Below are 22,661 nucleotides of genomic sequence, written 5' to 3'. Positions count from 1 at the left end.
AATGCACGGAAAAACCCGCGCTCTTTGAACGCGGGTAAATTTAGAAAAAAGCGAGCTGCAGGGTGGCTCTAGAATGCAAGCGCCACGGCGATTCCACCCTGTTCTGTGGGGACGAGCTTAAGGCGGAGCGATGTTTCCGAAATGCCGATTCCCTTGTTGTAGAGGTCGATGGCGTCGTGCATGTAGCCGTCTGCGATATGCGAGAGCAGAAGCGAGATTCCTATGACTCCGGCACCGCCGAGGGTGAGGTACATGCCGAGGTCTCCGTCTCCCCAGATCCATTCTACGACTCCGTATCCCAGTGCAGCGCCGCCTGCATAGGCAAGCACCAGGCCCGGATAGTAGAATCCCATGGCAGTGCTGTAGGCGCTTGAAGATTCTTCTTTCGACTTTATGGCGTTGATGGCGACATCGGCGTCGACAATCTGTTCGCCCATAAACCAATTCCTGTCATGGAAGGAAAGCTTCTTGCCTGCGATGGAGGGGGATAATTTGACATCTCCGTCATCTGCGAACGCATTGCCGAAGAGCGCGAAAATGAACAGAAATAGAGCTATGGATTTGAACTTCACGTTTTGTCTCCTTTTTTACCCCAATGAGGGTGTTTGTGCTTACAATATAGTAAACCCCCGGCGATTATGCCGAGGTTTTTGCGTTGCTTTATGTTGTTTGCTTTTATCGCAGGTCGTCGCGGTTGATACCGTAGACGCGGACGTTGTCGAGCCAGAGGTTGGAGCCGTTGTACATGAACACGGTGAAGTTCGTTATCTTGTTGCGCGTGATGTCCCAGCCGTGGTAATCGCGGAGCTTGTAGGTAAAGTCTTCGGGGTGCAGCACGAGCCTCTGCCAGTTCGATTTGGCTTCGCCCTTGTACGAGGCCTTGTAGTTGAGATCTTCGTCGAGGGATTCGAGGATGACTTCGAATTCACAGTCGCCGCGCAGCCATACGACTACGGAATCCATGCGGCTCCAGTCGTGCGGGTGACGGGTGAGGCGCGTGCCGAAGACGACGATGTCCGGGTATTCGACATCGTATTCGATATGCATCACCTTGCCGGAACGGCCCTTTGTATCGCTTTGGAGAACGCTCAGGGAGTTGAGGAACGAAGTCGTTACGGAATCGGTCAGCGAATCCTTCTTGTGGAATTGGATGTACCAGTTGTCCCTTGTCAGGGGGGCGGGAAGGTCGCTGCGGATGGTCCCGCTGTCGAAATGGAATATCTCGACGGTATTGAGGTCGTACCACAGCGAATCGCTGATGTCCCTCCAGATATCGGCGGGCTCCCTGTCGCTCGGATCGGTGTTGCCCCATTCGAGCGTCCAGGTGTCGGAAGTGTCCTTCAGGTTCTCGAGACGGATGTTGACGGTCGCGCTCTTGATGGATGCATCCCAGCCGTTGACTTCCATTTCGACTTCGGCTCCGTTGCTTGCGTAAAGCCGCAGGTCGCTGCCGTCTTCGCTTGCTTCGGCAAACTTGAAGTTCGTGGAATCGAGCCGGAGGACAAGCACGTAGGGGGCTTTAATCGGGCGCATCCAGTCGGAGACGAGGTCGACGGGCTTGAACTTCATGGAATGGACGTAGCCCTTCTTTGCCGGGGAGAGCACATGGCCGACATGGGTTGTCTCGTCGGAGACGACGGATACGTTCGCGTCGGCGATGCATTCGTTGCTTTCTGGACTCCACGACTTGAGCGAAAGCTTGCCGGCAGGGAGCGAATCGAACTGGAAGAATCCGAGTGAATCCGTCTTCTGGATACGGCCGATGCCTTCCACGTTGACCCAGGCGTGAGTCGCGTTTTCGGGAAGCGAAATCCATCCCTTGATGGCGCCGCGCTTGCGGAGGTTCGCCTTGGAAAGGGTGTAGTTCTTGGTGAGGCTGTTCAGCGTGTACTGGAACACCGCGGCGGAATCGCCCTTCTCGATTTGGATGGTGTAGGAGCCTTCCTTGTGGTTCTCGATAAAAATCTTGCCGAGGTTGTCCGTCTCGCCGATGTAGGCGTAGTCTTCAGAATGGATGGTTTCCGTAGAATCGGTGACGAACCAGCTGGGTAGAACCTTGTAGGAGGCCTTTTCTGCCTTGTCCGTGCCGCTAAATACCTGGATGGAGACGGTGCCGCCTTCTTCCTTGGCTATTGCGTTTTCGGTTTCTGTCGTGCTGCCGGCGGTGCCGGAGTTTGTGCAGGCCGCGAAAAACGCAAGGGGAGCCGCTAATAATATTTTCGACGCGAACTTCATTATTTTGTTTTCTTCTTATTGAAGGCTACGGGGAACAGGGCGAGGTTCATCTGCAACACGCGGGTTGGCTTGCCGCACTTGTCGACCCGGATCTGGACGTCCTTGCGGAATTCCTGGATCATGGCCTTGATGTCTTCGAAACCCTGTTGGTCCACAGCCATTGTAAGTGTAGAAATATCTCTGTCGGCCGGGTCGATGGTGTTGAGGGAACGGGCGCCAATTTGCATGACGTTGGCCTGGAACTGGCGTATGGCCTGCGCCCTCTGCTCTCCGGCGATGTTGATATGGGCGTCGGCGAGTTTCACGCGGCCGTTCCCGAGGTCCTGTATGAATCCGAGTTCGTTCAGGATATCGATGCTTTCCTGGACTTTATCCTCCTCGATGGAGGGTTCAAGGCTTTCGGAAATCTCCTTCGCGTCGACCTTGCCCTGGTTCACCTCGATGAGGGCGCGGATGACGGGGGTCCACCAGTCGCTCAGGTATTTCTGTTCCTTGTCGGCGAGGCTGTGCGTCTTGACATCGCGCAGCAGGAAGGCCTTTGCAAGGATTTCGGTCTTTGTCTTTTCGGATTTGGTGCGGGATGCGGCGAGGAGTAAGTCGAAGTAGCGTGCGGCACGGCCGGTAAGGCCCAAAATTCTCTTGACGGCGGGAACACAGCGGACGGGGAGGTTTCTCTTTTTTTCGACGATGCAGAAGACGTGGCTCGCGTTGAGGCCGATGGCCTGCCCGAGTACGCTATAGGAATACCGGCCGTTGCCGTTCTTCTTTTCGAGATAGAAATCCCGAATGATGTCACGGTAATCTGTGTAGTCGTATATGGTCATGTTGCTGTCCCAAGGCCACGGGAAGTGGCCGTTTGTAAAAAAATATATATTTTGGACAGGGCGGTTTTCCCGAAATGAAAAATTTAATCGTTACCTTTTTGTCAATGCTTTTGCTCTATGCGGGCTGGCGTTTTTTTGAGGCGCAGAGGGCCGAGAAATTCGAGTTCGAGCGTAGGGAAGCTCTCGTCCGTAACGCCACGGAATGCCTGGAATCGGAGAATTGGGAATGTGCGGAGAAGAGCGTCCGAGCCCTTTTGTGTGATGATCCTCACGATTCGAACCTGCAACTCCACCTGGCGGGCATCCTGTACGAGCAGGAAAGGTACGAGGAATGTATCCGCTATGTCGACAGCATCGGGACAAAAACCCCCGATTTCGATTTCCTGAAGAAAAAGTCGGCGCAGCTCATACGCGAAATGGAAGAACTCGGAATAGAGCGCTCGATGCATTTCCGCGTAGAATTCGAGGGTCATCCTTCGAAAAGCGATGTGATGGAAGCGCTTGCGGTTCTCGAAGTCGCCTATGATTCCCTCTGCCGCCTGTTTGATTTTAGGCCCCAGAACAAGATGAGCCTCGTGCTTTACAGGTCGAACGAGTACCAGGGCATGGGGCCGCGGCCCGAATGGGTTGGCGCGGTTTACGATGGAAAGCTCCGTGTACCCGTAGAGATGATGCGTTACCGCGAAATATACCGTCCGGTTCTTTTCCATGAACTCACGCATTCCTTTGTGCGGGCGATGACGCATGCCAAGGTGCCCTTGTGGATCAACGAGGGCATAGCGCAGGTTATAGACGGCTCGCGGACGGGGAATCCACGTCCGGCTGGGGGGATTCCTTCGAAGGAAGCCCTCACGGAACCGTTTGTCAAGGAGCCGAATGCCGACGTGGCCAATCGTCTGTACTGGTATTCGCAAAAAATGGTGGAACGCATGCTTTCGCGGAATGCGGACTTCTCGCATTTCAAGATGTTTGTCAAGAGCCTGCGCACGATGAGTGTCGACGAGGCCCTGCAAAAGTTCTACGGCGTTGATACGGACTTGCTGATAAAAGAGGTGATGTGATGGCGAAGAAGAGGATAGTTGTCCTTACGACGGGCGGAACGATTGCGGGCGTCGGCGAGAGCGGCAAGGATACGGGATACGTTTCTGGCCAGATTCCGGGCGAAACCCTGGTGGCCTCCGTGCCGGAACTTTTGGAATATGCGGACGTGCGGGTCGAAGAAATCTGCAATGTCAATTCCGACGATATTACAGACAAAATATGGATTTCGCTTGCAAACCGCGTGAAGGAACTGCAGGAAGACGATGCGGTCGATGGAATCGTGATAACGCATGGGACCGACACGATGGACGAGACGGCCTATTTCCTGAGTCTCACCGTCAAGTGCGAAAAGGCGGTTGTCCTGACGGGAGCGATGAAACCTTCGACGGCGAAGAATCCGGATGGCCCTGCGAATCTCCTTGGTGCCGTGCGTGCTGCAGCCGGTTTTGCCGTGGATGACGACCCTCCCGAAAACAAGGTGTGGGTCTATTTCGGTGGCGAACTTTTCGATGCCCGCAGCGTGCAGAAGTGCAGCGCGAGCGCCATGAATCCCATGGGCGTGAACTATCCCGGCGAAGGTTCCAACTGGAATGCGCTCAAGGAACAGAATTTTTTCGATGTCTCCGGGCTCGATTCGCTCCCGCGCGTGAACGTCGTGTATTTCTCTGTGGATGCGAACCCGAAAATCCTCCTGTATGCATCTAGCGTTTCGGACGGGCTCGTGATTGCGGGTGCGGGGTCGGGCGAGTTCAGCCGTGGCTGGGCGGAAGCCCTGTCCGGCATCGATATCCCCGTGGTGGTCTCGACGCGGATCCACCACGGGCTCGTTACGCTTAACGAGCGCCTGGCCCCAGGCCGGATATGTGCCGGACGGCTCCCGCCGCAAAAGGCCGCAGTCCTTTTGCGCCTCGCCCTGACTGTGACGGACAGGGTGAGTGACTTGCGGCGGATTTTCTCCCTGTAGCTTTTTTTGTTATTTTGATGAAGATGAAACGTTTTTTTGCTTTGTTTGTTATCTGTTCGCTTGTGGGTTGTGCCGGCCTTCGCGACGATGCCCGCGGCGGCTCCGGTGACGGAGATTCCGGCATGCGGGATGCGCCGTGCGAGGAATGCGGGACCCGTGGCGAAATCGAACTCAAGATCAGCGACGAAAAGTCGTATCGCGAATGGAACGGCATTGCCTATTCGCGCCTGGATTCTTCGGCGGTCGTGGGGGTGCTCCCGACGCTCAAGGTGGTGGCGAAACGTCCGGATGATTGCCGCATGTGCCACAGCTTTAGCGCAGATGCACTCGATTTCGACCTTGCGCATGTCGAGGATTCCCTGTTCGCGAAAGCGTTCCCTAAAATGCGGCGAGAACTACTGCTTCCGGGGATGAGGCTGCCCGATGCCGACTCTCTCTATCTGGACACGTTGTCGTTCCGCTTGCTGAAAAGCGTCTTCGCCGATGGGAAGCCGCTTTCGGATATGGCTCCCTGGGTGTCGCGAGACAGCGTAGAGCAGGATTTGCAGCGCGAGGTCCCTGCCAAGCTCAAAAACCTGTTGAACGATATCGCATCCCGCTACGAAATCAGGTATGTCACCATGCCGATTTACCTCAAGGTTGAAATGCTTCCCGATTTGGGCAAGAAGGGCGGCTTTACCTGGGAAATCCTCTGGACCATGTGGGATGTGCGGTATGGGGAGCTTGTTTTCTTGACGTATTCGCAATTTACGGCAGCAACGACAAGCCGGGTCGCTCCCGAGAAGGAATGGTCTCGCCCCTTTGCACCTCGCCTGTGGAAGATGTTCAGCACGGATGTGGGCAAACTCGAAAATCACTAGCGACTTTTTTCTATCTTGCAAATTATGAATACCGCTTTTTACGTTTTCATGAAGCTTTTGCCGAAGAACGCCGCGAGCCGCGCCTTCGGTGTCTTTACGCGCCTCCGCATTCCCGTTTTCTCGAAGCTTGCGCGCAACGCCTTTGCCGCTTACTACAAGCTGAACATGGAGGAATCGGAATACCCGATTTCGCATTACAGGAATATTGGCGAACTTTTCATCCGCAGGCTCAAACCCGGCATGCGTCCGATTGCGGATTCCGAGATTGTCTCGCCTGTCGATGGCGTCCTTTCGCAGACCGCCACTTTCGATGAGAAACAGGAACTGATTCAGGCGAAGGGCAAGACCTATACGCTCAAGGATTTGCTCCGCGACGAAGAAATGGCGAAACGTTTTGAGGGCGGCGCCTTTGCTACGATTTACCTCGCTCCGTTCAACTACCACCGCATCCATAGTCCCGTGAAGGGGGAAGTGGTGGGGGCGAGCTACTGTCCCGGGACGCTCTGGCCGGTGAATGTCGGGAGCGTGGAACGAGTGGAAGGCCTCTTCTGCATCAACGAACGCCTCACGAGCCACATCCGCCTGGACGACGGTTCCGAGATGCTCGTGGTGAAGGTGGGTGCAACCAACGTGGGCCGCATCGGGGTCGCCTATACTGACGACCTCCTGGTGAACGCGGGCAAGCTTCCCAGGGACTGCAAACGCTACGACTGGAATCCGCCTCAAAAAATCGAGGTGGAAAAAGGTGGCGAGTTGGGCCGATTCGAGATGGGTAGCACCGTGATTCTCGTGGTGGACAAGAAAATCCGCGAAAGGAACCCGGGCCTTTTCCAGAGCCGCGTGGGTATGGCGGTCAAGGTGGGCGAGGCACTCTAATGGTTTCGGCGAGGCGGTTTGCAAGCGACGAGCCTGCGCTTTTCAAGTCGACCGTCGATTTTATACGACATTTCAGCAAAGTCCCCGATCCGGTTGTCGCCGTTTCGTCTAGGGAATCCGACGTCTCGGCCAAAATTGCGTGGACGCTTTTGGGGACGACTTTGTTCCAGGGAATCGATTATCCGGCGTTTGTCTCGGTTCTCTCGGCGCTACAGAAGCAGTTCCCGGGCGACCGCCTTTGGAATCTCCCTGTGCCGAGTGTCAAGGAAATTCAGTCGTGCGCGGAATCTGCCCTCGAAGGCTACGAATGGAAACTCTTGCCGGATGTTCCCGGAATTTTCTGGAGTGTCGGGCTCTTTGTGCGTCGTCACGGCAACATGCTGGAGTGGCTCAATTCCAGAACCCCCGAGGGAATATGGCGCGATCTCGGTGAAATTTATTTTGTTGGAAAAGGAAACCCGAGGCCGAAGGCCTGTGCCGCCATCTACCGTCTGCTGATTCCCGCTCCGATTGGCCTGGGGCTTGGTTGCGCATCTCCCAAACGTCCGGCGCCCCTCCCCTTGACGATGGGGGCGAGGCGTTTCCTTGCGATGCTGGGGCCTGCTCGGGACGATTCTTTTGCGGACCTGGAACCGGAAAAAAAGCAGAAGATGCTGGACGATTATTGCAAGATCCTTAGTCCGGATTGCCCCTATGTGGCAGCGCATGCGCTCCAGTTCTACCTGGAATGGGGAAAAAACGACTTTATTTGTCGCGAGTCGACGTGCCGGTGCGCAAAATGCCCTCTCTATGAACATTGCAACAATGCGGTTCGGCATGACTAGATCCTTCAATTCTAAATTTAACGTCATGAATTGCCGGGTCTCTCGCCTTTGCCTGCTTGCCGCTTTCGCCTTCGTGGCGATGGCTGTTTGCGCATGCAAGGAAAAGGAAGTCCCGCCGCTGGACCATGCCTCGATTCTTTATAAGAACATTCGTCCGTCGCATGTGAACGTGAACGAAAATCCGGTGGGTGAGAACATCCCTTCGCTTGTGAAGCGGGTGGACTTTAGCTATCCGGTAATGCCGGGCGATACGCTCGATGTGTCTATTCTCGAATTCAAGAGCGATGTCTATGCGATGGATTATTACACCAACAGCGGTCGTTTCCAGGGGATTGTTCCAATCCTCCGCGGCTCGTTCTTGGAACAAAGTATTCGCTCCGACGCTCGCATTTTCATATTCCGTCACGATAGCTTCCGCCGGTACGAAAGGAGCGACCTCGAACAGTATGTCCGCAATTTCCCCGGCTATCGCGGCGGGTTCCCGCAGGAATTCCTGAGCCTGCCCTTCGAACATCGCGAGGCGGGACGGACTTCGATCCAGACGCAGAATTTCTTGGGCGTCAAGTCGTATTTCCCGGTTCTGGTGCAGAGTTATCGCGATGCGAATTTGCAGTGGAACGTTGCGCGAAGCTGGGAACAGGTGGATTCCGATACCTATGACCGGTGGGCTGCGCAACTGAAAAAGGTTGAACCCAAGGGCGTTGTCCGCGATGTGGAAAATACTTACTTCAACGCCGGCGAAGGAGTGAACGGCATCGCATCGCGTCTACCTGGTGGGCGAATCGTTGTCGTGTGGGGCTACCTTGGCTGGTTTGACCTGGAACGTCGCTTTTTCACGGCGAGCGACCGCATTTATGAAGCCAGGTTCTAATCTTTAATCTATATTAAAAATATGGCTATTGAAAAACTTGCAGAAACTCTTTTGGAAAAGCTCCGTTTCATCACTAAGGCAGAAACGGTTATCGGTAACCCCATCCAGGCCGGTGAATCTACCGTTGTGCCCGTGAGCCGCGTGTCCGTGGGCTTCGGTTTTGGCGGTCACCAGTCCAAGGGCGATACGTCCGCTTCCGGCGGTGGCGCTTCGGTCGAACCGGTCGCCTTCCTCGTCATCAAGGGCGACGATGTGCGCGTGATGCCCATCAGCAAGGACAGCTCGCTTGTGTCGAAGGTCATGGACATCGTTCCCGACGTCGTGAACAAATTCAAGAAGTCTGACGCAGAATAAAAAAGACCCTCGCTTTTGCGAGGGTGACGATTAAAACAGCTTGTCATCCCCGTTTGCACGGGGATCTTTTTTTAGCCGAGAACCTTCTTTTCGAAGTCGCCGAGGCAGTCAACGAGGGCCTGCACGCCTTCGACCGGCATCGCGTTGTAGATGGATGCGCGGAAGCCACCCACGGAGCGGTGACCCTTGAGCTGCTGCAGACCGCGAGCCTTTGCGAATTCGAGGAATTCCTTGGCGAGATCGTCAGCCTTGTCGGCGGCAACCACGTCCTTGTTGAACACGAACGGAACGTTCATGATGGAACGGTCTTCCTTGGCAGCGGTACCGACGAACACCTTGGAATTGTCGAGGGCGCTGTAAAGGAGAGCAGCCTTGGAACGGTTCACCTTTTCGATAGCTTCGACACCACCGAATTCCTTGAGCCACTTGAGGGTGCGGTTCATCACGTACACGGCGAATACCGGAGGCGTGTTGAACATGTTGGCAGCGTCGATGTGGGTCTGGAAGTTGAGCATCGTCGGGATGGTGCGGTTCACCTTGCCGAGGAGGCCCTTCTTGATAATCGTCACGGTCACGCCAGCACAGCTGATGTTCTTCTGGGCGCCGCCGTACACAACGCCGAAGTCGGACACGTTGATCTTACGGGCGAGGAAGTCGGAACTCACGTCAGCCATGAGGAAGCCGGACTTCGGCTTCGGGAAGTTGTGCCATTCGGTACCGTAGATGGTGTTGTTGGCAGTCACGTGGAGGTAGGTCGCGTTGTCGGAAAGCTTCAGGTTCTTGTCGATGCGGCTGTAGGTTTCGGACTTGGTGTCGCAAGCGGCGAGAGCGTTACCGAACTGCTTGGCTTCCTTGTAAGCCTTGTTTGCCCAAACGCCAGTCAGAGCGTAGTCTGCTGTAGCGTCCTGGTTCAAGAAGTTCATCGGGAGCATGCAGAACAGAAGGGAGCAACCACCACCGAGGAAAACGATGTCGTAGTCTTCAGGGATGCCCATCAATTCACGGAGGTACTGTTCCGTCTGGGCGAACATGTTTTCAATCGGCTTTGAACGGTGACTCATGGAGAGAATGCTGATGCCGCTGTTTTCGAAGTCGATGCATGCAGCAGATGCTTCCTTGAGTGCCTGTTCGGGCAGGACAGACGGTCCTGCGCTAAAGTTATAGACTTTATTTGCCATGGTTGTGTTCCTTTTTGTTTTGCCCCGCATGGTTTACGGGGACTCTTAAATTACGCGCGTAAAAATAGCAAAATGCGCCATGCTCGGCAATGGTCTGCAGATGCTTCCTGTCGCCTCTATTTTCCCTTTATCTCTATTTGCGAAATTGTCGCGGCGACTGCCGAAACGCCCCCGATAAAGGCCGCGATAAAGGTCCCGCAGAACAGGTATAGCGGCAGGGAATAGATGGCCCCGTTCGCAACAGCCAGGTACTTCAGTTCGCTCGTGCCCTTGAGGCTGTCCTTGACGGAGTAACGCCAGCGCTCGAAGGTGTAGTCCATGAAGCCGCTCCCGAAGTAGTAGGCGTTGATGATGAAAATCAGGCAAATCGAGATTACGCTCCCGACGACGGGAATCAGGTTCAGGAGGAGGCAGAGTGCGGTCAGGACCAGCTGCTTCGCCGTGTTCCGGAGGGCGATGAGCAGAGCCCTCCAGATATCTTTCAGGGTCTGCTTCGCGTCGAACGGGAACTCGTTGCCGGTGAGGATGGTTTCGGCCTTTTCCGAAAGCATCGTGTAGATGGGCGACATCAGGACGTTCACAATGGTGCCGCCGATGAAAATGAAGACGATGAAGAATATGATGGGGAGGACAATCTTGATGGCGACCATGCCGGCCTGTATCCAGCCGTTCATGTTCTCGGTGTGTCGTTCGATGGTGCCGTTGATCCAGTCGCCGATACCGAATCCCGCGAAAATGAGCGCGACAACCACAATGATGTTGAAAACGACGGGCAGCACCAGGTACTTGGTGAGCTTGTTTGTCCATATCAGGCGGAGCGCCTTGGGGTATGCGACGAGCCCGCTTACAATCTGTTCCTTTATTCGAATCATTCCTTGCTTTTTCCCTTACAAAAAATGCCCCGCAGTGCGGGGCGAAAAGGTGTCTTTTGTGGCCTACACGCCGAGGGCTTCGATGGCGGCCTTGTACTTCTTGAGGCGGAACTTCGTCTTGAGTTCGCGTCGTTCCTGCCTGTGGATGTACTTGTCTTCCATGAGCACGTTCAAGATGGCGCTCTTGGCTTTTGCTGCGACGGGATTGTCCTTGAGGGTTTCCACGAAGCGCACAAAGTCCTTCTCGCGGGCGTCGTAAGTCGCGTCTTCTGCGGGTACGCCCTTTTCCATGAGCCTGCAGCTGTACTCGTCAATCCAGCCCTGGTTCTTGTGGTAGGTCATCTTCTGGATAAGTTCGACCATGTCTGCCGGAACGCCCATCGCGATGACTTCTTCGGGGGTCTTCTTGGTGGCGCCCGTAATCAGGTCCTGCAGAATCGCAAGAACCTGCACGTCTTCGGATTCGCCCTTGTTCTTGAGGTAATCCGCAACGTTCTGGAGAAAGTCAATGTAGGGGCCGCCGGCCTTGTCCTTCTGGTCTTTGTGGACTTCGGCGGCAATCTTGTAGGCGTCTGCGTAAGAGAGCATGTTTGTTCCTTGTGATAAAAAACTTGTTTGCCCGGTGGGCTCTAGCACAATATATATAAAATGAACCGGAGAGTTTGTTGCGTTATCGTCCAAAATGGAATGATTGTCAGATTTCTTCCATTTTTAGCGGTTTGCCGGAGAACGTCTTCACGTAAATCTCGTTAGTGATGTTGCCCTTCCAGTTTTCGGGAACCTTGGATTCTTCGAGGAATTTGCCGATATCCTCGATAGCACCGGCAAGTCCGCCTTCTTCCTGGAGGGGAATGTTTTCGGTAGAACGGGTCTTGCTGAGACTGAGAGCCGTGTTCAAAACAAGGACGCTCTTGAGTTGTGCTAAAGCCTGGGTCTGGGCCTTGATGGCGTCTGTCTGGGCGTTTATCGCATCCAGGAAAAGGCGGAATTGTTCGTCGGTCATCTGATTGTCCTTTGGAGGGTATTTCCTTCCTTAATATAGCATAAAGGCAGGAAAAGAGGACAATTTTTTAGGCAAAATTCTTCCCGAGAATAGCGGAAACGTTCTTCAGGATGCCTTCGGCCACGTCGGGCTTGTTCATCGAGTAAACGTGCACGTTTGTAATCCCGTTGGCATACAGGTCGATAATCTGGTCGCTCGCGTAGATGATGCCCGCCTGCTTCATGGCCTCGGGGTCGCTCCCGAACTTGTCGACCAGCGACTTGAAGCGCTGCGGCATGAAGGAGCCCGATAGCTTGATGGCGCGTTCCACCTGGTTTGCGTTCGTGATGGGCATGATGCCCGGAAGCACGGGGCAGTTCACGCCCGCATCGCGCAACTTGTAGAGGAAACTGAAGAACAGGTTGTTGTCGAAAACCATCTGTGTGGTGAGAAAATCCGCGCCTGCGTCGACCTTTTCCTTGAGGTGCTTGATGTCTTCGGCCTGGTTTGCGCTTTCGGGGTGCTTTTCGGGGTAGCAGGCGGCACCGATGCAGAAGTCGGCGTCGGCAGCCTTGAGTTCGCGGATGAGTTCGACGGCGTAGTGGTAGTCGCAGTTGTCGCGGCCCTTCTCGATGAGTTCGGGAGTGAGGTCGCCGCGGAGCGCCATCACGTTCTTGATGCCCGCTGCCTTCATGTCCTCGATGCGCTGGTGGACCGTTTCCTTGCTGCTCGAGACGCATGTGAGGTGGGCGAGCATCGGGATGTTGAACTTTTCCTTGAGGTTCTTTGCGATGTCGAGGGTGAAATGGCTTACGCCACCGCCTGCGCCGTAGGTGACGCTCATGAATGCGGGGCCGAGTGCCGCGATGGATTCGGTGGCCGCCTTCACGTTTTCGAAGCTCGTCTCTTTCTTGGGCGGGAACACTTCAAACGAAAGGCTCATCTTGTCTTGCTTCAGAATGTCTATAATCTTCATCGTCTCTCCGTGGGGCGGGTCGGACCGGCACCCGAGGTTTATGCAAATATGTTAATACATGCATAAATATATATAGTTTCAATGAAGTTGGCAAGTGGGCGCGTGTAAGTAGGCTATTCTTTTTCCATCTCGTTAATCAGCTGGATATTGTACAGTTTTTGCACCTGTAGAATGTCCAGAATGACGGCGATGCGTTCGTAAGTCGTGCCCTTGTCGATCTTGATGGCGACAGGGGATTTCTTGTTCTGCACCGTGGCGGCCTTTTCGCGGAGTTCGTCGGGAGTGCCGCGCTGGCCGTTGAAGGCAAGTTCCGTCTCGGAAAGTTCGATGTACAGGCCTTCGGGAGTATCGCGCTTGGTTTCGGTCTGAGTTTCGGGCAGAATCAGCTTGAGCACTGATTCGTCTTGCTTGAAGACGGATGTCACCAGAAAGAACACCAGTAGCAAAAAGACGCAGTCGATGAGCGGCGTCATGTCGGGCCGGATTCGGCGTGTGCGCTTGGCCATTTATGCATCCTCGTTTGCGGAATCGGCGCTCTGAGAACGGATGTGGTCCTTTTCTTTGAGAATGCGGCCCAGCTGCAAAAGCACGTCGTTTTCCACATTGTCCTGCTCGGATTCCATGCGGGCGTTCAGGTAGTTGAATGCGATGACATGCGGAATGGCGACCACAAGGCCGATGACGGTCGTGATGAGTGCTAGTTTGATGCCTGTTGCGAATGCACCCGCGTCAGAGAGGCCCGAAACTGCAATGACGCTGAAGGCATTGAAGATTCCGAATACGGTTCCCAAAAGGCCGAGCAGCGGGGAGATGCTTGCGACGTTTTCGATTGTGGTCATGCCCTTCTGTAGAGGCGAAAAGGCGAGCGCGATTTCGGTGCGGATGCTTTCGATGATGATGTGGTGGTCGGTGTTGTGCGTGACAACGCGATGCAGGATCTTCGCCGGAAGGCGCTTGCGGATGCTCCTGTTAAAGAGAATCAGCGAGATGATTTTCCATACGATGATGGAATAACCGACGAAATTCATCGCCACGAGCACGTAGGCGATAACGCCGCCCTGTTGAATAAAGTCTAAGATGTAGTTCATTGTGTTCCTGTTTAATGAAGGTTATACTTGATTGGAATCTCCATTTTCCAGGTGTCCTTGCCAAGTACAGCTGGAATCGGGTCAAACTTGGGCACGGCCTGCACAGCGGCAAGCGCACTTTCGTTCAGTGAAGAATACGGACAGGGCTTTGCCACAACCGCACCGCTGATGCTTCCGTCTTTTGCAACCGTAAACTGCACGCGCACGGTGCCTTCTTGCTTTAGGCGGCGGGCCGTAGCGGGGTAGTCCTTCTGCTTTTCAAAAGCTTTGCTCAGCCCCATCAGATAAGCGCGAGTCACCTTCATCAGCGAATCCTTCGATGGTTTCGGTGGTGGCGGTGGCGGCGGGGGTGGAGGAGGTGCCACGGGCTCGGGAGGCGCTTCGACGACGGGTTCCGCGTCTGTAACCACAATCGGTTCCGACTCTGGCTCGGGTTCAGGTTCTGGCACCGTATCTTGCACAATGTTCGGGATAATTTTCGCGCGGACCACTTTCTTCACGATTTTCTTGACTTCGGGTGGAGGCGGAGGCGGCTGCAAGAGCAAACGCTCCACATGAATCACTTCGGCATCTTCGCGGGTGGTAACCACCTGCGTCCGCTTCAGGAATCCCCAGGCGTAAAAGCCCACGTGCAGCAAAATGGCAACGACAATGCCAATGCAAAATACGCGCCGCATCGTGAATGCGGAATAGGGATTGCGCGGGCGCGATGTCGGTTCAATTTCAAAATTCATCAGGTCTTATTAGAAGTAATACTTCGCTTTCGCCCAGATTTCGCGGTTCTTGTCGTAGCTTGCGAGCTGTCCGCGTTTTCCACCAAAGTGGTCGTACCCAAGTGAAATCATTACTTGGTCGGTGACGGAGTAATCTCCCGAAATACGCGCGTAATAGGCAAGGTTGTCGATGTCGAACATGCCGTAGAGCGAAAGCTTGAGCGTGTTGTTCAGCAGTTCCTTTGAAATACGGAAGGTCATTTCAGAAGAATTCTTTTCGGCGGCCAAGTTGTGCGAATAGTCGGCAATGTACTTGTGTAAATACTGCACCATGAAAGTCCAGTTGTCGCCGGCGTACCAGTCGATTCCACCGAGCGCATTGAACGTGTTCTTGCGGGCGTAATCGAGGTTGCTTGCGTAACCGAGCGCTTCACCGAAGTATTCTGCGATTTCGGCACGAATCACAAATTCTCCGAGGGGCATCGAAAGGTCACCGCCAAACATGGTCATGGTTTCGTGAATGCCATGGATGACAATGGAATCCTTGACGGGGTCGTAGCCTGCGACCGTAACGGGCGACTGGTTATGCGTATGAAGCGCCGAAATGGAGAAATCCAGATTCGAGAGGAAGAACGAAACTCGCGTTCCGAAATCTCCGTTCTTGAATTTGGCATCGGGACCTTCAGGGAAATCGATGCTCGCTTTTTCAGGCAAGTCCGGACGCCAGGGGTTTTCTTCTTGCATGGGCATCTGGAAGTATCGCGGTACAGGCACGTAAACGATTTCGGCATTCACGCGTTCGCCGGGGTACTTGATGCGAAAACCGTCGACAGCCATGCGCATGTCATCGTAATCACTCGACATGAATTCGGTGTAGTCTACAGGCGAAATCAGGTCGGTGACGCGAAGCCCATCGGCGACGCCCCACACCACAATCTGGCGGCCTGCCTTGATTTCCACGAAGTCATTCTGGTAGTTAAAATACGCTTCTTGCAACTGCACGCCGGTGCGGTCTTCGAGAATGCTGTTGTGCACGCCATTCAGACTTGCAAACAGGTATGCGTTCTCGTAATCCACGCGGAGTTCCGCACGCAGGCGCGTCCGCGACGTGGTAAAATCGTGCGGATGCTGCGTCTGCACGGCGTGATACGTGTCCACGAACCCGTTGAATTGAAACGGGCTTTCTTGGGCGACAGCGGCCGTCGCCGCCACCCCAATCGCTAACCACCAGATTTTAGACATTGTTACAATCCTCGTTCCAATCTCGGCACGGTGAATGTCTTCGCATCCAGCGGGATGTTGAACTTGATGTCGCCGAATTCAAGGAGCGTCTTGTGGTTGGTCTGAACGTTTTCCATGCTCATCTTGGCGATAGACCAGAATCCGTCTACCTGAACCACGTTTTCGACCTTCAGCGCGCGGTGCAACTTGCCGAGCTTGTCGTAGTATTCCACCTTGGCGGCAATCAGGCAGTCCTTGCGAATCCAGGAAATTTTCTTCGAGAAAATTTCGTCGCCCTTTTTCGGCACGGATTCAACTACCCAGCAATCGATTCCGTCTACCTTTTCTTCGCGGAGGAGCTTGTGGGTGTCTTCGTCGATGTTGCGCTGGCCCACGTCGTCGTAAGTGAAGTCGGAACCCATGAAGTAATCCGTCTTGGAGCTCTTTCCGCTAATGCGGCGCGTCTTTTTCATGGCGGGCAGGTAAAGCCACTTGTCGTCATCCTTGTTGATGTCGTCGTAATCGACCGTCAGGAATCCCGTGCCCTTCACGTCGTTGGGGTAGCGGAAGAACATAATTTGCTTGGTATCTTTGCCCACATCCATTGCGAACGAGGTAATCTTGCGTTCGCGCTTGGCTCCGCTCTTGTTGATGAGTGTCATCGAGAGTTCGGAACTGCGTGTGTCGCCATCGGGGCGGTCGTGCACTTTTTGCACAATGTCGCGGCCGGTCAATGTTTCTGCGCTCACCATGGCGCTCAAGGCGACAATAATTGTCGCGGCTGTTTTTGCGAATTTCATATTCATATTTTTCTCCTATTTTCCAAAAATCTTGAATTTCTTGATTAAAAGCGGTGTCACGAAGAGGTCTGCGAGCAGTGCCGAGACAAGACCCACGAACACCACGAAACCGAAGTTGAACATCTGCGTTGCGGCTGAGGTGGTAAAGCCCGCAAAGGTCGCCACCATGATAATCGTCGTCATCACGAGAGCCGGGCCCGCCGTGCGGAACACATTGAGAATCGATTCGCGGTAATCGTGGGTGCGGTCAAATTCCACATGCCCGTGGTTAATGAAGTGAATCGTGTCGTCAACGGAAAGGCCGATAATCATCGGGATGAGTGTTGCGGTCATCATGTCAAGCGGAATGTCCGTAAGCCCGAGGTAACCGCCCACGAAAATACCAGGCGCAATGTTTGGAATCATGCCGATAAGGCCCGTGCGAATGCTGCCGAAGACAATCATCAAAAGGACAGCCACAATGACTACAGAAATCAGGAACGAAGTCATCTGGCCCACTTCCAGGTACTGCTGCATGGCGGTGAATTGCGGCAAGTTACCCACGGCAGTCACCTTCGCGTCCGGGAAAAGCTTGCTTGCGTATGCCTGCAAGTCTTCCAGTTCCTTCTGGAGCTCATTAGAGTTGTAGCTTGAAATTTCGACCATCAAACGGAGCTTTCTGTAATCGTAATCCATCCAGTAAGTTGCTTCGCTGCCGCCCGCGTTTTCGTAGAGCAAAAGCAACTGCGCGACTTCTTCTTCTGTTTCGGGAATTGCGTATTTGTCCTGACGATTTTCGTTCAGCGTGCGGTCCAAATCCTTGACGATATCGAGAATGGAGGTAGAACGCTTGGTAAGCGGGTACTTGCCTGCGTATTCCTGCAACTGGTCCAACTTTTTCAGGTTCTCGACTTCCTTGGCCTTGTCATTTGCGCCAAAGTCAATCACCAAGTCGTAAGAGTAGAAGCTTCCGATTTCGGATTCTGCCACGTAGAGCATCTTGTTCACGTATTCGACCTTGCGGCCCATGGTGCGTTCCACGTCAAAGGCGGGTTCTATCTTGGTGAGCCCGAAAACAGAAATTGCAGTCACGACGGCGAATACGATGGCGATGGGCTTTCCGTGTCCGAGAACGAACTTGCCGATAGAATCGAGAATGATTCCCATGCGCGTGTCGCCGCGTTCAAGCACCTTGGCGTTCGGCTTCTTGTCTTTGCCGAAACTCAGAAGAATCGGCGAAATGGTCAACGCTACAAGCAAAATGAATCCGACCGCAATCGACGAAAGAATGCCCACGGAGCGAATCGGCTTGAGCATCACCGAAAGGAAACTGAGCAACGCGACAATCGTGGTAAGGCCCGAGAACAGCACCGACCAGCCCGTTTCACGCATTGCGTAAAGCACCGATTCCTTGCGCCTGCCCGTAAGCATCATGTTCTTGCGGAAGAAAGAATTGATGTGAATGTTGTATGCAATCGAAACGGCGAAGGCCAAAATCACGGGCACCATGATGTTGGTCGCATCCATGTAAAGTCCGAGATAACCCACCAGGCCAAAGGTCATGATGACGCCTGCAAAAGTCGTAATCAGCGGAGAGACAATGCCACGGAATGAACGCGTCACCAAGAACATCACAATGATGGCGCAGAGAATCGTCATGATGAAAATGCGGCCCATTTCTTCGCCGATGTATTTCAGCTTCTGGAAACTCAGGTAGGGCATGCCTGTGGCACGCGGGTGCAGCGGTGCATACTTTTCCTTCGCAATGATTTCAGTTGTCTCGCGGCCTGTCTGCATGTCGGGCGCTTCTGCCTTCACGCCCTTCGCTTCGCCTTCGGCCTTCCAAACGGAATCTTCGGGGAAGGGACGCAACTTGATGTTGATGAAGGCCTGCTTGCGGTCACTTGAAATCAGTTTCTTCGCCAGTTCCGGCTTGTCGGCCAGGCGCTTCTCGATTTCGGTAAGTCCCGCCTCGTCCGTCGGAATTTCTTCGGGCACAATCTGCGTGATTTCCATGCCCTCTTCGGTGCCGAGCATGTATTCCAAATCGACAATCGAAGTCGCCTTGCCGTCGGAATACGAGAGGCTGTCGCGCAGTTCGTTCGAAAGCTCGCGCAAAAGCTTCAGGTTGTCCGGCGTCAAGATGGAATGGTCGCTCTCGACCAGCACGCCCACGAAGTAGTCGTTGCCGAAAGTTTCCTTGAACTTGTCCGTTTCGACAAGCATCGGGTCGCCCTCGATAAAGTAGCTGTCCCACGACGCCTCGACGTAGATTTTTTTCATGCCCACGACTGAAACCGCAAGCAAAACGACAAACGCCATCAGCAAAATGGCTCGGTGATTGAGCAAGAATTCGCCAAAACGGCCGAACCGCTCATTGATTCTTTCAATGTTAATCTTTGGAAGGCTCATTGTATCCTCTTTTTTTGCGGAGCAAAAAGTAGAGAGATGAGCCTAAAATTTCTACTCCAAATGGTTTTGCCCAAAACCGAATGGGTTGCAAATCTTTCCGGATTATCGCAAGTCCATTTGGAGCGGTTTTTTGTGCGGGTTTCGGCTACTTTTGGCGCATGAAAAACGCTGAATTTGTTGACCGTTTGAGTCTCGCCGAAATGGGTGAGAATCGTTGCGGGACTGTCGCCCAGATCGAGGGCGATTCCCGCTTTATTTCAAGAATCGTTTCCATCGGGCTTACGCCGGGTTCCGCCTTTACGCTCCTCAAGAACGACGGGCGCTCGCCGGTGCTCGTTTTTTGCCGCGATACGGTTATCGCTGTCAACCACAAGGAAAGTTCACAGATTTTTGTCAAGGTAGAATCGTAAAGATGAGCGAAATCAAGACTATTGCCTTGCTCGGGCAACCCAATTCCGGTAAATCAACGCTTTTTAACAACCTTACGGGACTTCACCAGCGCGTGGGCAACTGGCCCGGCAAAACGGTGGAGCAGGCCGAGGGTGAATTTGTTTTTGATGGTACGATATATAAAGTAATCGACCTTCCGGGCAGTTACGGGCTTTCGGCGAACTCCGAAGAAGAGGTCGTGACTCGCGACTACATTCAGAGCGGCAAGGCGGACCTCGTGTGCATCCTGGTAGATGCATCGCAGCTGGAACGCAGCCTTTACATGCTGGCTGATTTTGTGGGCATTCGCTTGCCCGTGATGCTGGTGCTCAACATGATGGATGTGGCTGAAGCGGCGGGCAAGAAGATTGACGTGGCTGCGATTGAAAAGCGCCTCGGCGTTCCGGTGCTTGGCTTCAGTGCGGCCGAAACGGAACGTTATCCTGAATTTTTCAAGAAGATGGTTTCGGCCATCAAGACGCCCGTTTGCTTGGATAGCGGGAGCCTGCGCGAGGAACTCGTTAGCGGGGGAGAGCTTGGCGAAAAAACGGATGATGTCATTAGCCGCATCGAAGCAGCCCTCGGCGACTTTGAATATGGCGTGTGCGAAAAAATCTGGATTGCAGAAAAACTCCTTGAAAAAGACAAGCTCATTTGCGGTGTCGTGAAAGAAATGCTTCCGTTCGCCCGCAAAAATGCGATTGATGCGATTCTCGATAGCGAAGAAGGGCGCGACGGCGGTATTCTCACCGGCGAGGCCAAGTATCGCTGGGTTTCGAAGATTGTGCGTGAATCGGCGACGCCCAAGTCCATCGAGAAAGTTTTCAGCAAGTGGGACCGCATTGCCACGCACCATATCAAGGGCAAGTTCTTTGCTTTCGGCATCATGGTTGTCTCGCTGATTGCGTGCATGATTCTCGCTTTCCCGGGCATGGGAATCGGTTTTGGAATGCAGCCTGTATTGCAGTCGCTCGTAGAACGTGTTGGCGGCGCACTTGGCGTCTGGCCTGTGGTGATTTCGTTCATCAATCTGGTGCTCGTCGGTGGAACTTGTATTACAATTTGTATGACAAGTTTCATTTTCTCCATCATTTTCGTATTCCGCATTCTCGAAGAAATCGGCTACATGGCGCGTTTCTCGTATGCGTTCGACAACTGGCTTTCGCGCCTGGGTTTGCAGGGCAAGGCGATTATGCCGCTGTTTTCCGGAATCGGATGCACGGCGGGTGCGGTTTGCGGCACGCGCGTGCTCGATACCCGCGGACAACGCCTGCTTGCGCTTGTTCTGTTGTGGGCGATTCCGTGCGGGAGCAAGGTGGCGGTGGTGCTGTTCCTGGCGTCTACATTCTTCGGGTCTGCTGCTCCGCTGTTCGGCATCGGCTACGTGGCGCTGATTTTTGCAAGCTTCTACCTGTCTTCGCGCCTGTTCGGCAAAAAACTTGTCCCGCAGAATGAACGCGTGGGCATGATTATGGAACTCCCGCCGTATCACAAGCCGCACTGGAAGATGATTGCTGCGATGGTCGGGCGCAGCACCTGGGGCATATTCAAGAAGGCCTTGAAGATGATCCTGATGGTGGCGACTCTTTTCTGGGCGCTCTCTTACGCAAGCGACGGGAATGTGGAAAATACGCTCCTTTACAAAATTGGCAATGCGATTGAGCCCGTGACGATGTTCTTCGGAATGCGCTGGGAACTGTTTGTCTCTTATCTGGGCGGCATGTTCAGCAAGGAAGCTTCGCTTGGCATCATGAGCACGCTCTTCAACCACACCGGCGAGGCGTTCTCTCTTGTGACCCGCGTGGCTGCAAGCGAAAACCTGGGCGAGGCCCTTGCAAGTACCATCAGCAAGCCCGAAGCGCTCGCGTTCCTGTTTGCCTCAATGTTCAACGTTCCCTGCGTGCTGGCGATGGGTACGACCTACCGCGAGGCAGGTTCGTTCAAGTGGCTAGCCACCATCATGGGCTACTACTTGGCACTTTCGCTCGGGCTAGCCTTTATCGGCTACCACATCGGATTGCTGATTTTCTAAGTGAAATTTTATAGCGCGCTGTCGAGCACCATCATGAGCGTGAAGCCCACGGCAAAAAGGATGGTGCCGGCATCAAAATGCTCTCCTTCGCTGACTTCGGGGAGCATTTCTTCGATTACGACATAAATCATGGCGCCTGCCGCAAGCGAGAGCAGATAGGGCATGAACGGTGAGAGTGCCTCAGCCGCAAGCAGCGTGATTAACGCGCCTACGGGTTCTACGGCTCCGGAAAGTGCGCCAAGGGCAAATGCCTTCTTGCGGGAAGCCCCTTCGGCACGGAGCGGGAGCGAAACCACCGCCCCTTCGGGGAAATTCTGGATGGCGATGCCTATGGCAAGCGCAAACGCACCCGAAAGCGTGATGGCCACATTCCCCGAAAGCCAACCCGCAAAAACGATACCGACAGCCATGCCCTCGGGCAAGTTGTGCAATGTTACCGCCAGCGTAAGCATGGTCGTGCGCTTGAGTTTTGCCTTGGGGCCTTCGGGCGTGGCGCTACCCAGATGCAAGTGCGGCGTTATTTTATCCAAAATGTACAGGAACAGGATGCCGGCCCAGAATCCGACCGTCGCCGGGATGAAAGCCAGTTTGCCCATCGATTCGCTCGCGCTGATTGCGGGCAAAAGCAGGCTCCATACAGAAGCTGCCACCATGACGCCCGCCGCAAACGACAAAAGGCCTCGTTTGAGATTTTGCTCCATCTGCTTCTTCATAAAGAAGACGCAGGCGGCACCGAGAACCGTCCCTAAAAACGGGATGGCAAGACCTTGCGCAATTTGTAAGACAGGCTCGTTCATGCCATAAAGATAGTATTAACCTTTCCCGTATGGCTTGCTCAGGTAAACAAGTGCCGTGGTGAGCGTGTAGTCGGCAAGGAGTGCGGCGCCGAGACCCACGATGGAGAGCAAACCCACGTTGTGGAGGGCCCCCATGGGGCTGAAGATGAACACGAAGAACATCGCGCAAAGGATGAAGGTGGTCATGCCCATGGTCTTTCCGATTTCGCGGTAAGAGAGCAGTAGCGCGTGCCTGTAGCTGCCCGTGCGCTCGTAACCGTATTTGATGTGGTTGTTCATGTGGATGGTGTCATCGACGGCGATGCCCAGAATCATTGGCATCACGATCATCGT

At 54.1% G+C, this 22,661-nt stretch carries 25 protein-coding genes; 9 read left to right on the top strand and 16 right to left on the bottom strand.

What is annotated here, in order from left to right; all coding sequences use genetic code 11:
* Positions 1–68 precede the first annotated feature (68 nt).
* The 3 genes from B4B27_RS04590 to B4B27_RS04580 all read right to left on the bottom strand — a co-directional run bounded on the left by B4B27_RS04590 (position 69) and on the right by B4B27_RS04580 (position 3,059).
* A complete protein-coding gene (locus tag B4B27_RS04590; protein WP_290724132.1) occupies positions 69–572 on the bottom strand; it encodes a hypothetical protein in 504 nt (167 codons plus the stop codon).
* A gap of 103 nt (positions 573–675) precedes the next feature.
* A complete protein-coding gene (locus B4B27_RS04585; RefSeq protein WP_290724130.1) occupies positions 676–2,235 on the bottom strand; it encodes a hypothetical protein in 1,560 nt (519 codons plus the stop codon).
* Positions 2,235–3,059 carry a TIGR02147 family protein gene (locus B4B27_RS04580; protein WP_173380930.1) on the bottom strand — a complete coding sequence of 275 codons (825 nt, stop codon included), beginning with the start codon at positions 3,057–3,059 and terminating at the stop codon, positions 2,235–2,237. Before B4B27_RS04580 ends, B4B27_RS04585 begins: the two co-directional genes overlap by 1 nt.
* A gap of 104 nt (positions 3,060–3,163) precedes the next feature.
* Between B4B27_RS04580 and B4B27_RS04575 the strand changes: the two genes are divergently transcribed.
* From B4B27_RS04575 to B4B27_RS04545, 7 genes are read left to right on the top strand one after another with little or no spacing between them, the layout of a single operon-like run.
* On the top strand, positions 3,164–4,120 hold the full coding sequence (locus tag B4B27_RS04575) for a hypothetical protein (protein ID WP_290724127.1): 957 nt from the start codon (positions 3,164–3,166) through the stop codon (positions 4,118–4,120).
* Positions 4,120–5,064, top strand: coding sequence for an asparaginase (locus B4B27_RS04570; RefSeq protein ID WP_290724125.1), 945 nt, complete (start codon positions 4,120–4,122; stop codon positions 5,062–5,064). The genes B4B27_RS04575 and B4B27_RS04570 overlap by 1 nt, the downstream gene beginning before the upstream one ends.
* A 23-nt stretch (positions 5,065–5,087) precedes the next feature.
* Complete coding sequence (locus B4B27_RS04565; protein ID WP_290724123.1) at positions 5,088–5,924, top strand: hypothetical protein; 837 nt, start codon at positions 5,088–5,090, stop codon at positions 5,922–5,924.
* 24 nt (positions 5,925–5,948) lie between these two features.
* Positions 5,949–6,800 (top strand): archaetidylserine decarboxylase, encoded by an 852-nt coding sequence (asd, locus tag B4B27_RS04560; protein ID WP_173380934.1) that lies wholly within the window; start codon positions 5,949–5,951, stop codon positions 6,798–6,800.
* Positions 6,800–7,624: a hypothetical protein gene (locus tag B4B27_RS04555; protein ID WP_173380935.1), complete on the top strand. Its 825-nt coding sequence runs from the start codon at positions 6,800–6,802 to the stop codon at positions 7,622–7,624. The genes asd and B4B27_RS04555 overlap by 1 nt, the downstream gene beginning before the upstream one ends.
* Before the next feature lie 25 nt (positions 7,625–7,649).
* Positions 7,650–8,495: a hypothetical protein gene (locus tag B4B27_RS04550; protein WP_290724121.1), complete on the top strand. Its 846-nt coding sequence runs from the start codon at positions 7,650–7,652 to the stop codon at positions 8,493–8,495.
* 21 nt (positions 8,496–8,516) lie between these two features.
* A complete protein-coding gene (locus B4B27_RS04545) occupies positions 8,517–8,849 on the top strand; it encodes a GerW family sporulation protein (protein ID WP_290724119.1) in 333 nt (110 codons plus the stop codon).
* A gap of 71 nt (positions 8,850–8,920) precedes the next feature.
* On the opposite strand, the gene serC is transcribed toward B4B27_RS04545, so the two are convergent.
* From serC to B4B27_RS04490, 11 genes are all read right to left on the bottom strand, one after another.
* Positions 8,921–10,027 carry a 3-phosphoserine/phosphohydroxythreonine transaminase gene (serC, locus tag B4B27_RS04540; protein WP_073320460.1) on the bottom strand — a complete coding sequence of 369 codons (1,107 nt, stop codon included), beginning with the start codon at positions 10,025–10,027 and terminating at the stop codon, positions 8,921–8,923.
* 116 nt (positions 10,028–10,143) lie between these two features.
* Positions 10,144–10,899, bottom strand: a complete 756-nt coding sequence (locus B4B27_RS04535; RefSeq protein WP_290724115.1) for an EI24 domain-containing protein — start codon at positions 10,897–10,899, stop codon at positions 10,144–10,146.
* Positions 10,900–10,962: 63 nt separating this feature from the next.
* Positions 10,963–11,487 carry a hypothetical protein gene (locus B4B27_RS04530; RefSeq protein ID WP_290724113.1) on the bottom strand — a complete coding sequence of 175 codons (525 nt, stop codon included), beginning with the start codon at positions 11,485–11,487 and terminating at the stop codon, positions 10,963–10,965.
* Between the two features lie 106 nt (positions 11,488–11,593).
* On the bottom strand, positions 11,594–11,902 hold the full coding sequence (locus tag B4B27_RS04525) for a hypothetical protein (RefSeq protein WP_173380940.1): 309 nt from the start codon (positions 11,900–11,902) through the stop codon (positions 11,594–11,596).
* A gap of 67 nt (positions 11,903–11,969) precedes the next feature.
* Positions 11,970–12,857, bottom strand: coding sequence for a methylenetetrahydrofolate reductase [NAD(P)H] (metF, locus tag B4B27_RS04520; protein WP_173380941.1), 888 nt, complete (start codon positions 12,855–12,857; stop codon positions 11,970–11,972).
* Between the two features lie 113 nt (positions 12,858–12,970).
* The gene (locus B4B27_RS04515; RefSeq protein ID WP_290724109.1) at positions 12,971–13,363 is read right to left on the bottom strand and encodes an ExbD/TolR family protein; all 393 of its coding nucleotides are present in this window, start codon (positions 13,361–13,363) and stop codon (positions 12,971–12,973) included.
* Complete coding sequence (locus B4B27_RS04510; RefSeq protein WP_290724108.1) at positions 13,364–13,945, bottom strand: MotA/TolQ/ExbB proton channel family protein; 582 nt, start codon at positions 13,943–13,945, stop codon at positions 13,364–13,366. It lies immediately after the preceding gene.
* A gap of 11 nt (positions 13,946–13,956) precedes the next feature.
* The gene (locus B4B27_RS04505; protein ID WP_290724106.1) at positions 13,957–14,679 is read right to left on the bottom strand and encodes an energy transducer TonB; all 723 of its coding nucleotides are present in this window, start codon (positions 14,677–14,679) and stop codon (positions 13,957–13,959) included.
* A 9-nt stretch (positions 14,680–14,688) separates the two neighbouring features.
* Positions 14,689–15,900, bottom strand: coding sequence for a DUF1302 family protein (locus B4B27_RS04500; RefSeq protein WP_290724104.1), 1,212 nt, complete (start codon positions 15,898–15,900; stop codon positions 14,689–14,691).
* Positions 15,901–15,902: 2 nt separating this feature from the next.
* Positions 15,903–16,685: an outer membrane lipoprotein-sorting protein gene (locus B4B27_RS04495; protein WP_290724102.1), complete on the bottom strand. Its 783-nt coding sequence runs from the start codon at positions 16,683–16,685 to the stop codon at positions 15,903–15,905.
* Between the two features lie 9 nt (positions 16,686–16,694).
* Positions 16,695–19,070, bottom strand: coding sequence for an efflux RND transporter permease subunit (locus tag B4B27_RS04490; RefSeq protein ID WP_290724100.1), 2,376 nt, complete (start codon positions 19,068–19,070; stop codon positions 16,695–16,697).
* 158 nt (positions 19,071–19,228) lie between these two features.
* Between B4B27_RS04490 and B4B27_RS04485 the strand changes: the two genes are divergently transcribed.
* Together B4B27_RS04485 and feoB are read left to right on the top strand one after the other, a co-directional pair.
* Positions 19,229–19,480, top strand: a complete 252-nt coding sequence (locus B4B27_RS04485) for a FeoA family protein (protein WP_254794573.1) — start codon at positions 19,229–19,231, stop codon at positions 19,478–19,480.
* Positions 19,481–19,482: 2 nt separating this feature from the next.
* A complete protein-coding gene (gene feoB, locus B4B27_RS04480; RefSeq protein WP_290724094.1) occupies positions 19,483–21,531 on the top strand; it encodes a ferrous iron transport protein B in 2,049 nt (682 codons plus the stop codon).
* A gap of 8 nt (positions 21,532–21,539) precedes the next feature.
* Here feoB and B4B27_RS04475 read toward each other — a convergent pair whose 3' ends face one another.
* Both B4B27_RS04475 and B4B27_RS04470 read right to left on the bottom strand, forming a co-directional pair.
* A complete protein-coding gene (locus B4B27_RS04475) occupies positions 21,540–22,328 on the bottom strand; it encodes a ZIP family metal transporter (RefSeq protein ID WP_290724093.1) in 789 nt (262 codons plus the stop codon).
* Positions 22,329–22,343: 15 nt separating this feature from the next.
* A partial coding sequence (locus B4B27_RS04470) for an MMPL family transporter (RefSeq protein ID WP_290724091.1) occupies positions 22,344–22,661 on the bottom strand: 318 nt, incomplete at its 5' end.

Source organism: Fibrobacter sp. UBA2449 (assembly GCF_002342555.1).
GTDB lineage: Bacteria > Fibrobacterota > Fibrobacteria > Fibrobacterales > Fibrobacteraceae > Fibrobacter.
Note: the sequence above shows the minus strand (reverse complement) of the source record. Positions and strands in the feature narration are given on the sequence as shown.

What these genes read in the sequence shown, in the direction of transcription:
- B4B27_RS04565 (WP_290724123.1), top strand. Translation starts at nt 5,088, where the DNA reads ATGAAACGTTTTTTTGCTTTGTTTGTTATCTGTTCGCTTGTGGGTTGT.
- B4B27_RS04555 (WP_173380935.1), top strand. Translation starts at nt 6,800, where the DNA reads ATGGTTTCGGCGAGGCGGTTTGCAAGCGACGAGCCTGCGCTTTTCAAG.
- B4B27_RS04530 (WP_290724113.1), bottom strand. Translation starts at nt 11,487, where the DNA reads ATGCTCTCTTACGCAGACGCCTACAAGATTGCCGCCGAAGTCCACAAA.
- B4B27_RS04515 (WP_290724109.1), bottom strand. Translation starts at nt 13,363, where the DNA reads ATGGCCAAGCGCACACGCCGAATCCGGCCCGACATGACGCCGCTCATC.
- B4B27_RS04545 (WP_290724119.1), top strand. Translation starts at nt 8,517, where the DNA reads ATGGCTATTGAAAAACTTGCAGAAACTCTTTTGGAAAAGCTCCGTTTC.
- B4B27_RS04510 (WP_290724108.1), bottom strand. Translation starts at nt 13,945, where the DNA reads ATGAACTACATCTTAGACTTTATTCAACAGGGCGGCGTTATCGCCTAC.
- B4B27_RS04570 (WP_290724125.1), top strand. Translation starts at nt 4,120, where the DNA reads ATGGCGAAGAAGAGGATAGTTGTCCTTACGACGGGCGGAACGATTGCG.
- serC (WP_073320460.1), bottom strand. Translation starts at nt 10,027, where the DNA reads ATGGCAAATAAAGTCTATAACTTTAGCGCAGGACCGTCTGTCCTGCCC.
- B4B27_RS04535 (WP_290724115.1), bottom strand. Translation starts at nt 10,899, where the DNA reads ATGATTCGAATAAAGGAACAGATTGTAAGCGGGCTCGTCGCATACCCC.
- B4B27_RS04495 (WP_290724102.1), bottom strand. Translation starts at nt 16,685, where the DNA reads ATGAATATGAAATTCGCAAAAACAGCCGCGACAATTATTGTCGCCTTG.
- B4B27_RS04475 (WP_290724093.1), bottom strand. Translation starts at nt 22,328, where the DNA reads ATGAACGAGCCTGTCTTACAAATTGCGCAAGGTCTTGCCATCCCGTTT.
- B4B27_RS04485 (WP_254794573.1), top strand. Translation starts at nt 19,229, where the DNA reads ATGAAAAACGCTGAATTTGTTGACCGTTTGAGTCTCGCCGAAATGGGT.
- B4B27_RS04580 (WP_173380930.1), bottom strand. Translation starts at nt 3,059, where the DNA reads ATGACCATATACGACTACACAGATTACCGTGACATCATTCGGGATTTC.
- B4B27_RS04505 (WP_290724106.1), bottom strand. Translation starts at nt 14,679, where the DNA reads ATGAATTTTGAAATTGAACCGACATCGCGCCCGCGCAATCCCTATTCC.
- B4B27_RS04525 (WP_173380940.1), bottom strand. Translation starts at nt 11,902, where the DNA reads ATGACCGACGAACAATTCCGCCTTTTCCTGGATGCGATAAACGCCCAG.
- B4B27_RS04500 (WP_290724104.1), bottom strand. Translation starts at nt 15,900, where the DNA reads ATGTCTAAAATCTGGTGGTTAGCGATTGGGGTGGCGGCGACGGCCGCT.
- B4B27_RS04490 (WP_290724100.1), bottom strand. Translation starts at nt 19,070, where the DNA reads ATGAGCCTTCCAAAGATTAACATTGAAAGAATCAATGAGCGGTTCGGC.
- B4B27_RS04585 (WP_290724130.1), bottom strand. Translation starts at nt 2,235, where the DNA reads ATGAAGTTCGCGTCGAAAATATTATTAGCGGCTCCCCTTGCGTTTTTC.
- B4B27_RS04550 (WP_290724121.1), top strand. Translation starts at nt 7,650, where the DNA reads ATGAATTGCCGGGTCTCTCGCCTTTGCCTGCTTGCCGCTTTCGCCTTC.
- B4B27_RS04575 (WP_290724127.1), top strand. Translation starts at nt 3,164, where the DNA reads ATGCTTTTGCTCTATGCGGGCTGGCGTTTTTTTGAGGCGCAGAGGGCC.
- feoB (WP_290724094.1), top strand. Translation starts at nt 19,483, where the DNA reads ATGAGCGAAATCAAGACTATTGCCTTGCTCGGGCAACCCAATTCCGGT.
- metF (WP_173380941.1), bottom strand. Translation starts at nt 12,857, where the DNA reads ATGAAGATTATAGACATTCTGAAGCAAGACAAGATGAGCCTTTCGTTT.
- asd (WP_173380934.1), top strand. Translation starts at nt 5,949, where the DNA reads ATGAATACCGCTTTTTACGTTTTCATGAAGCTTTTGCCGAAGAACGCC.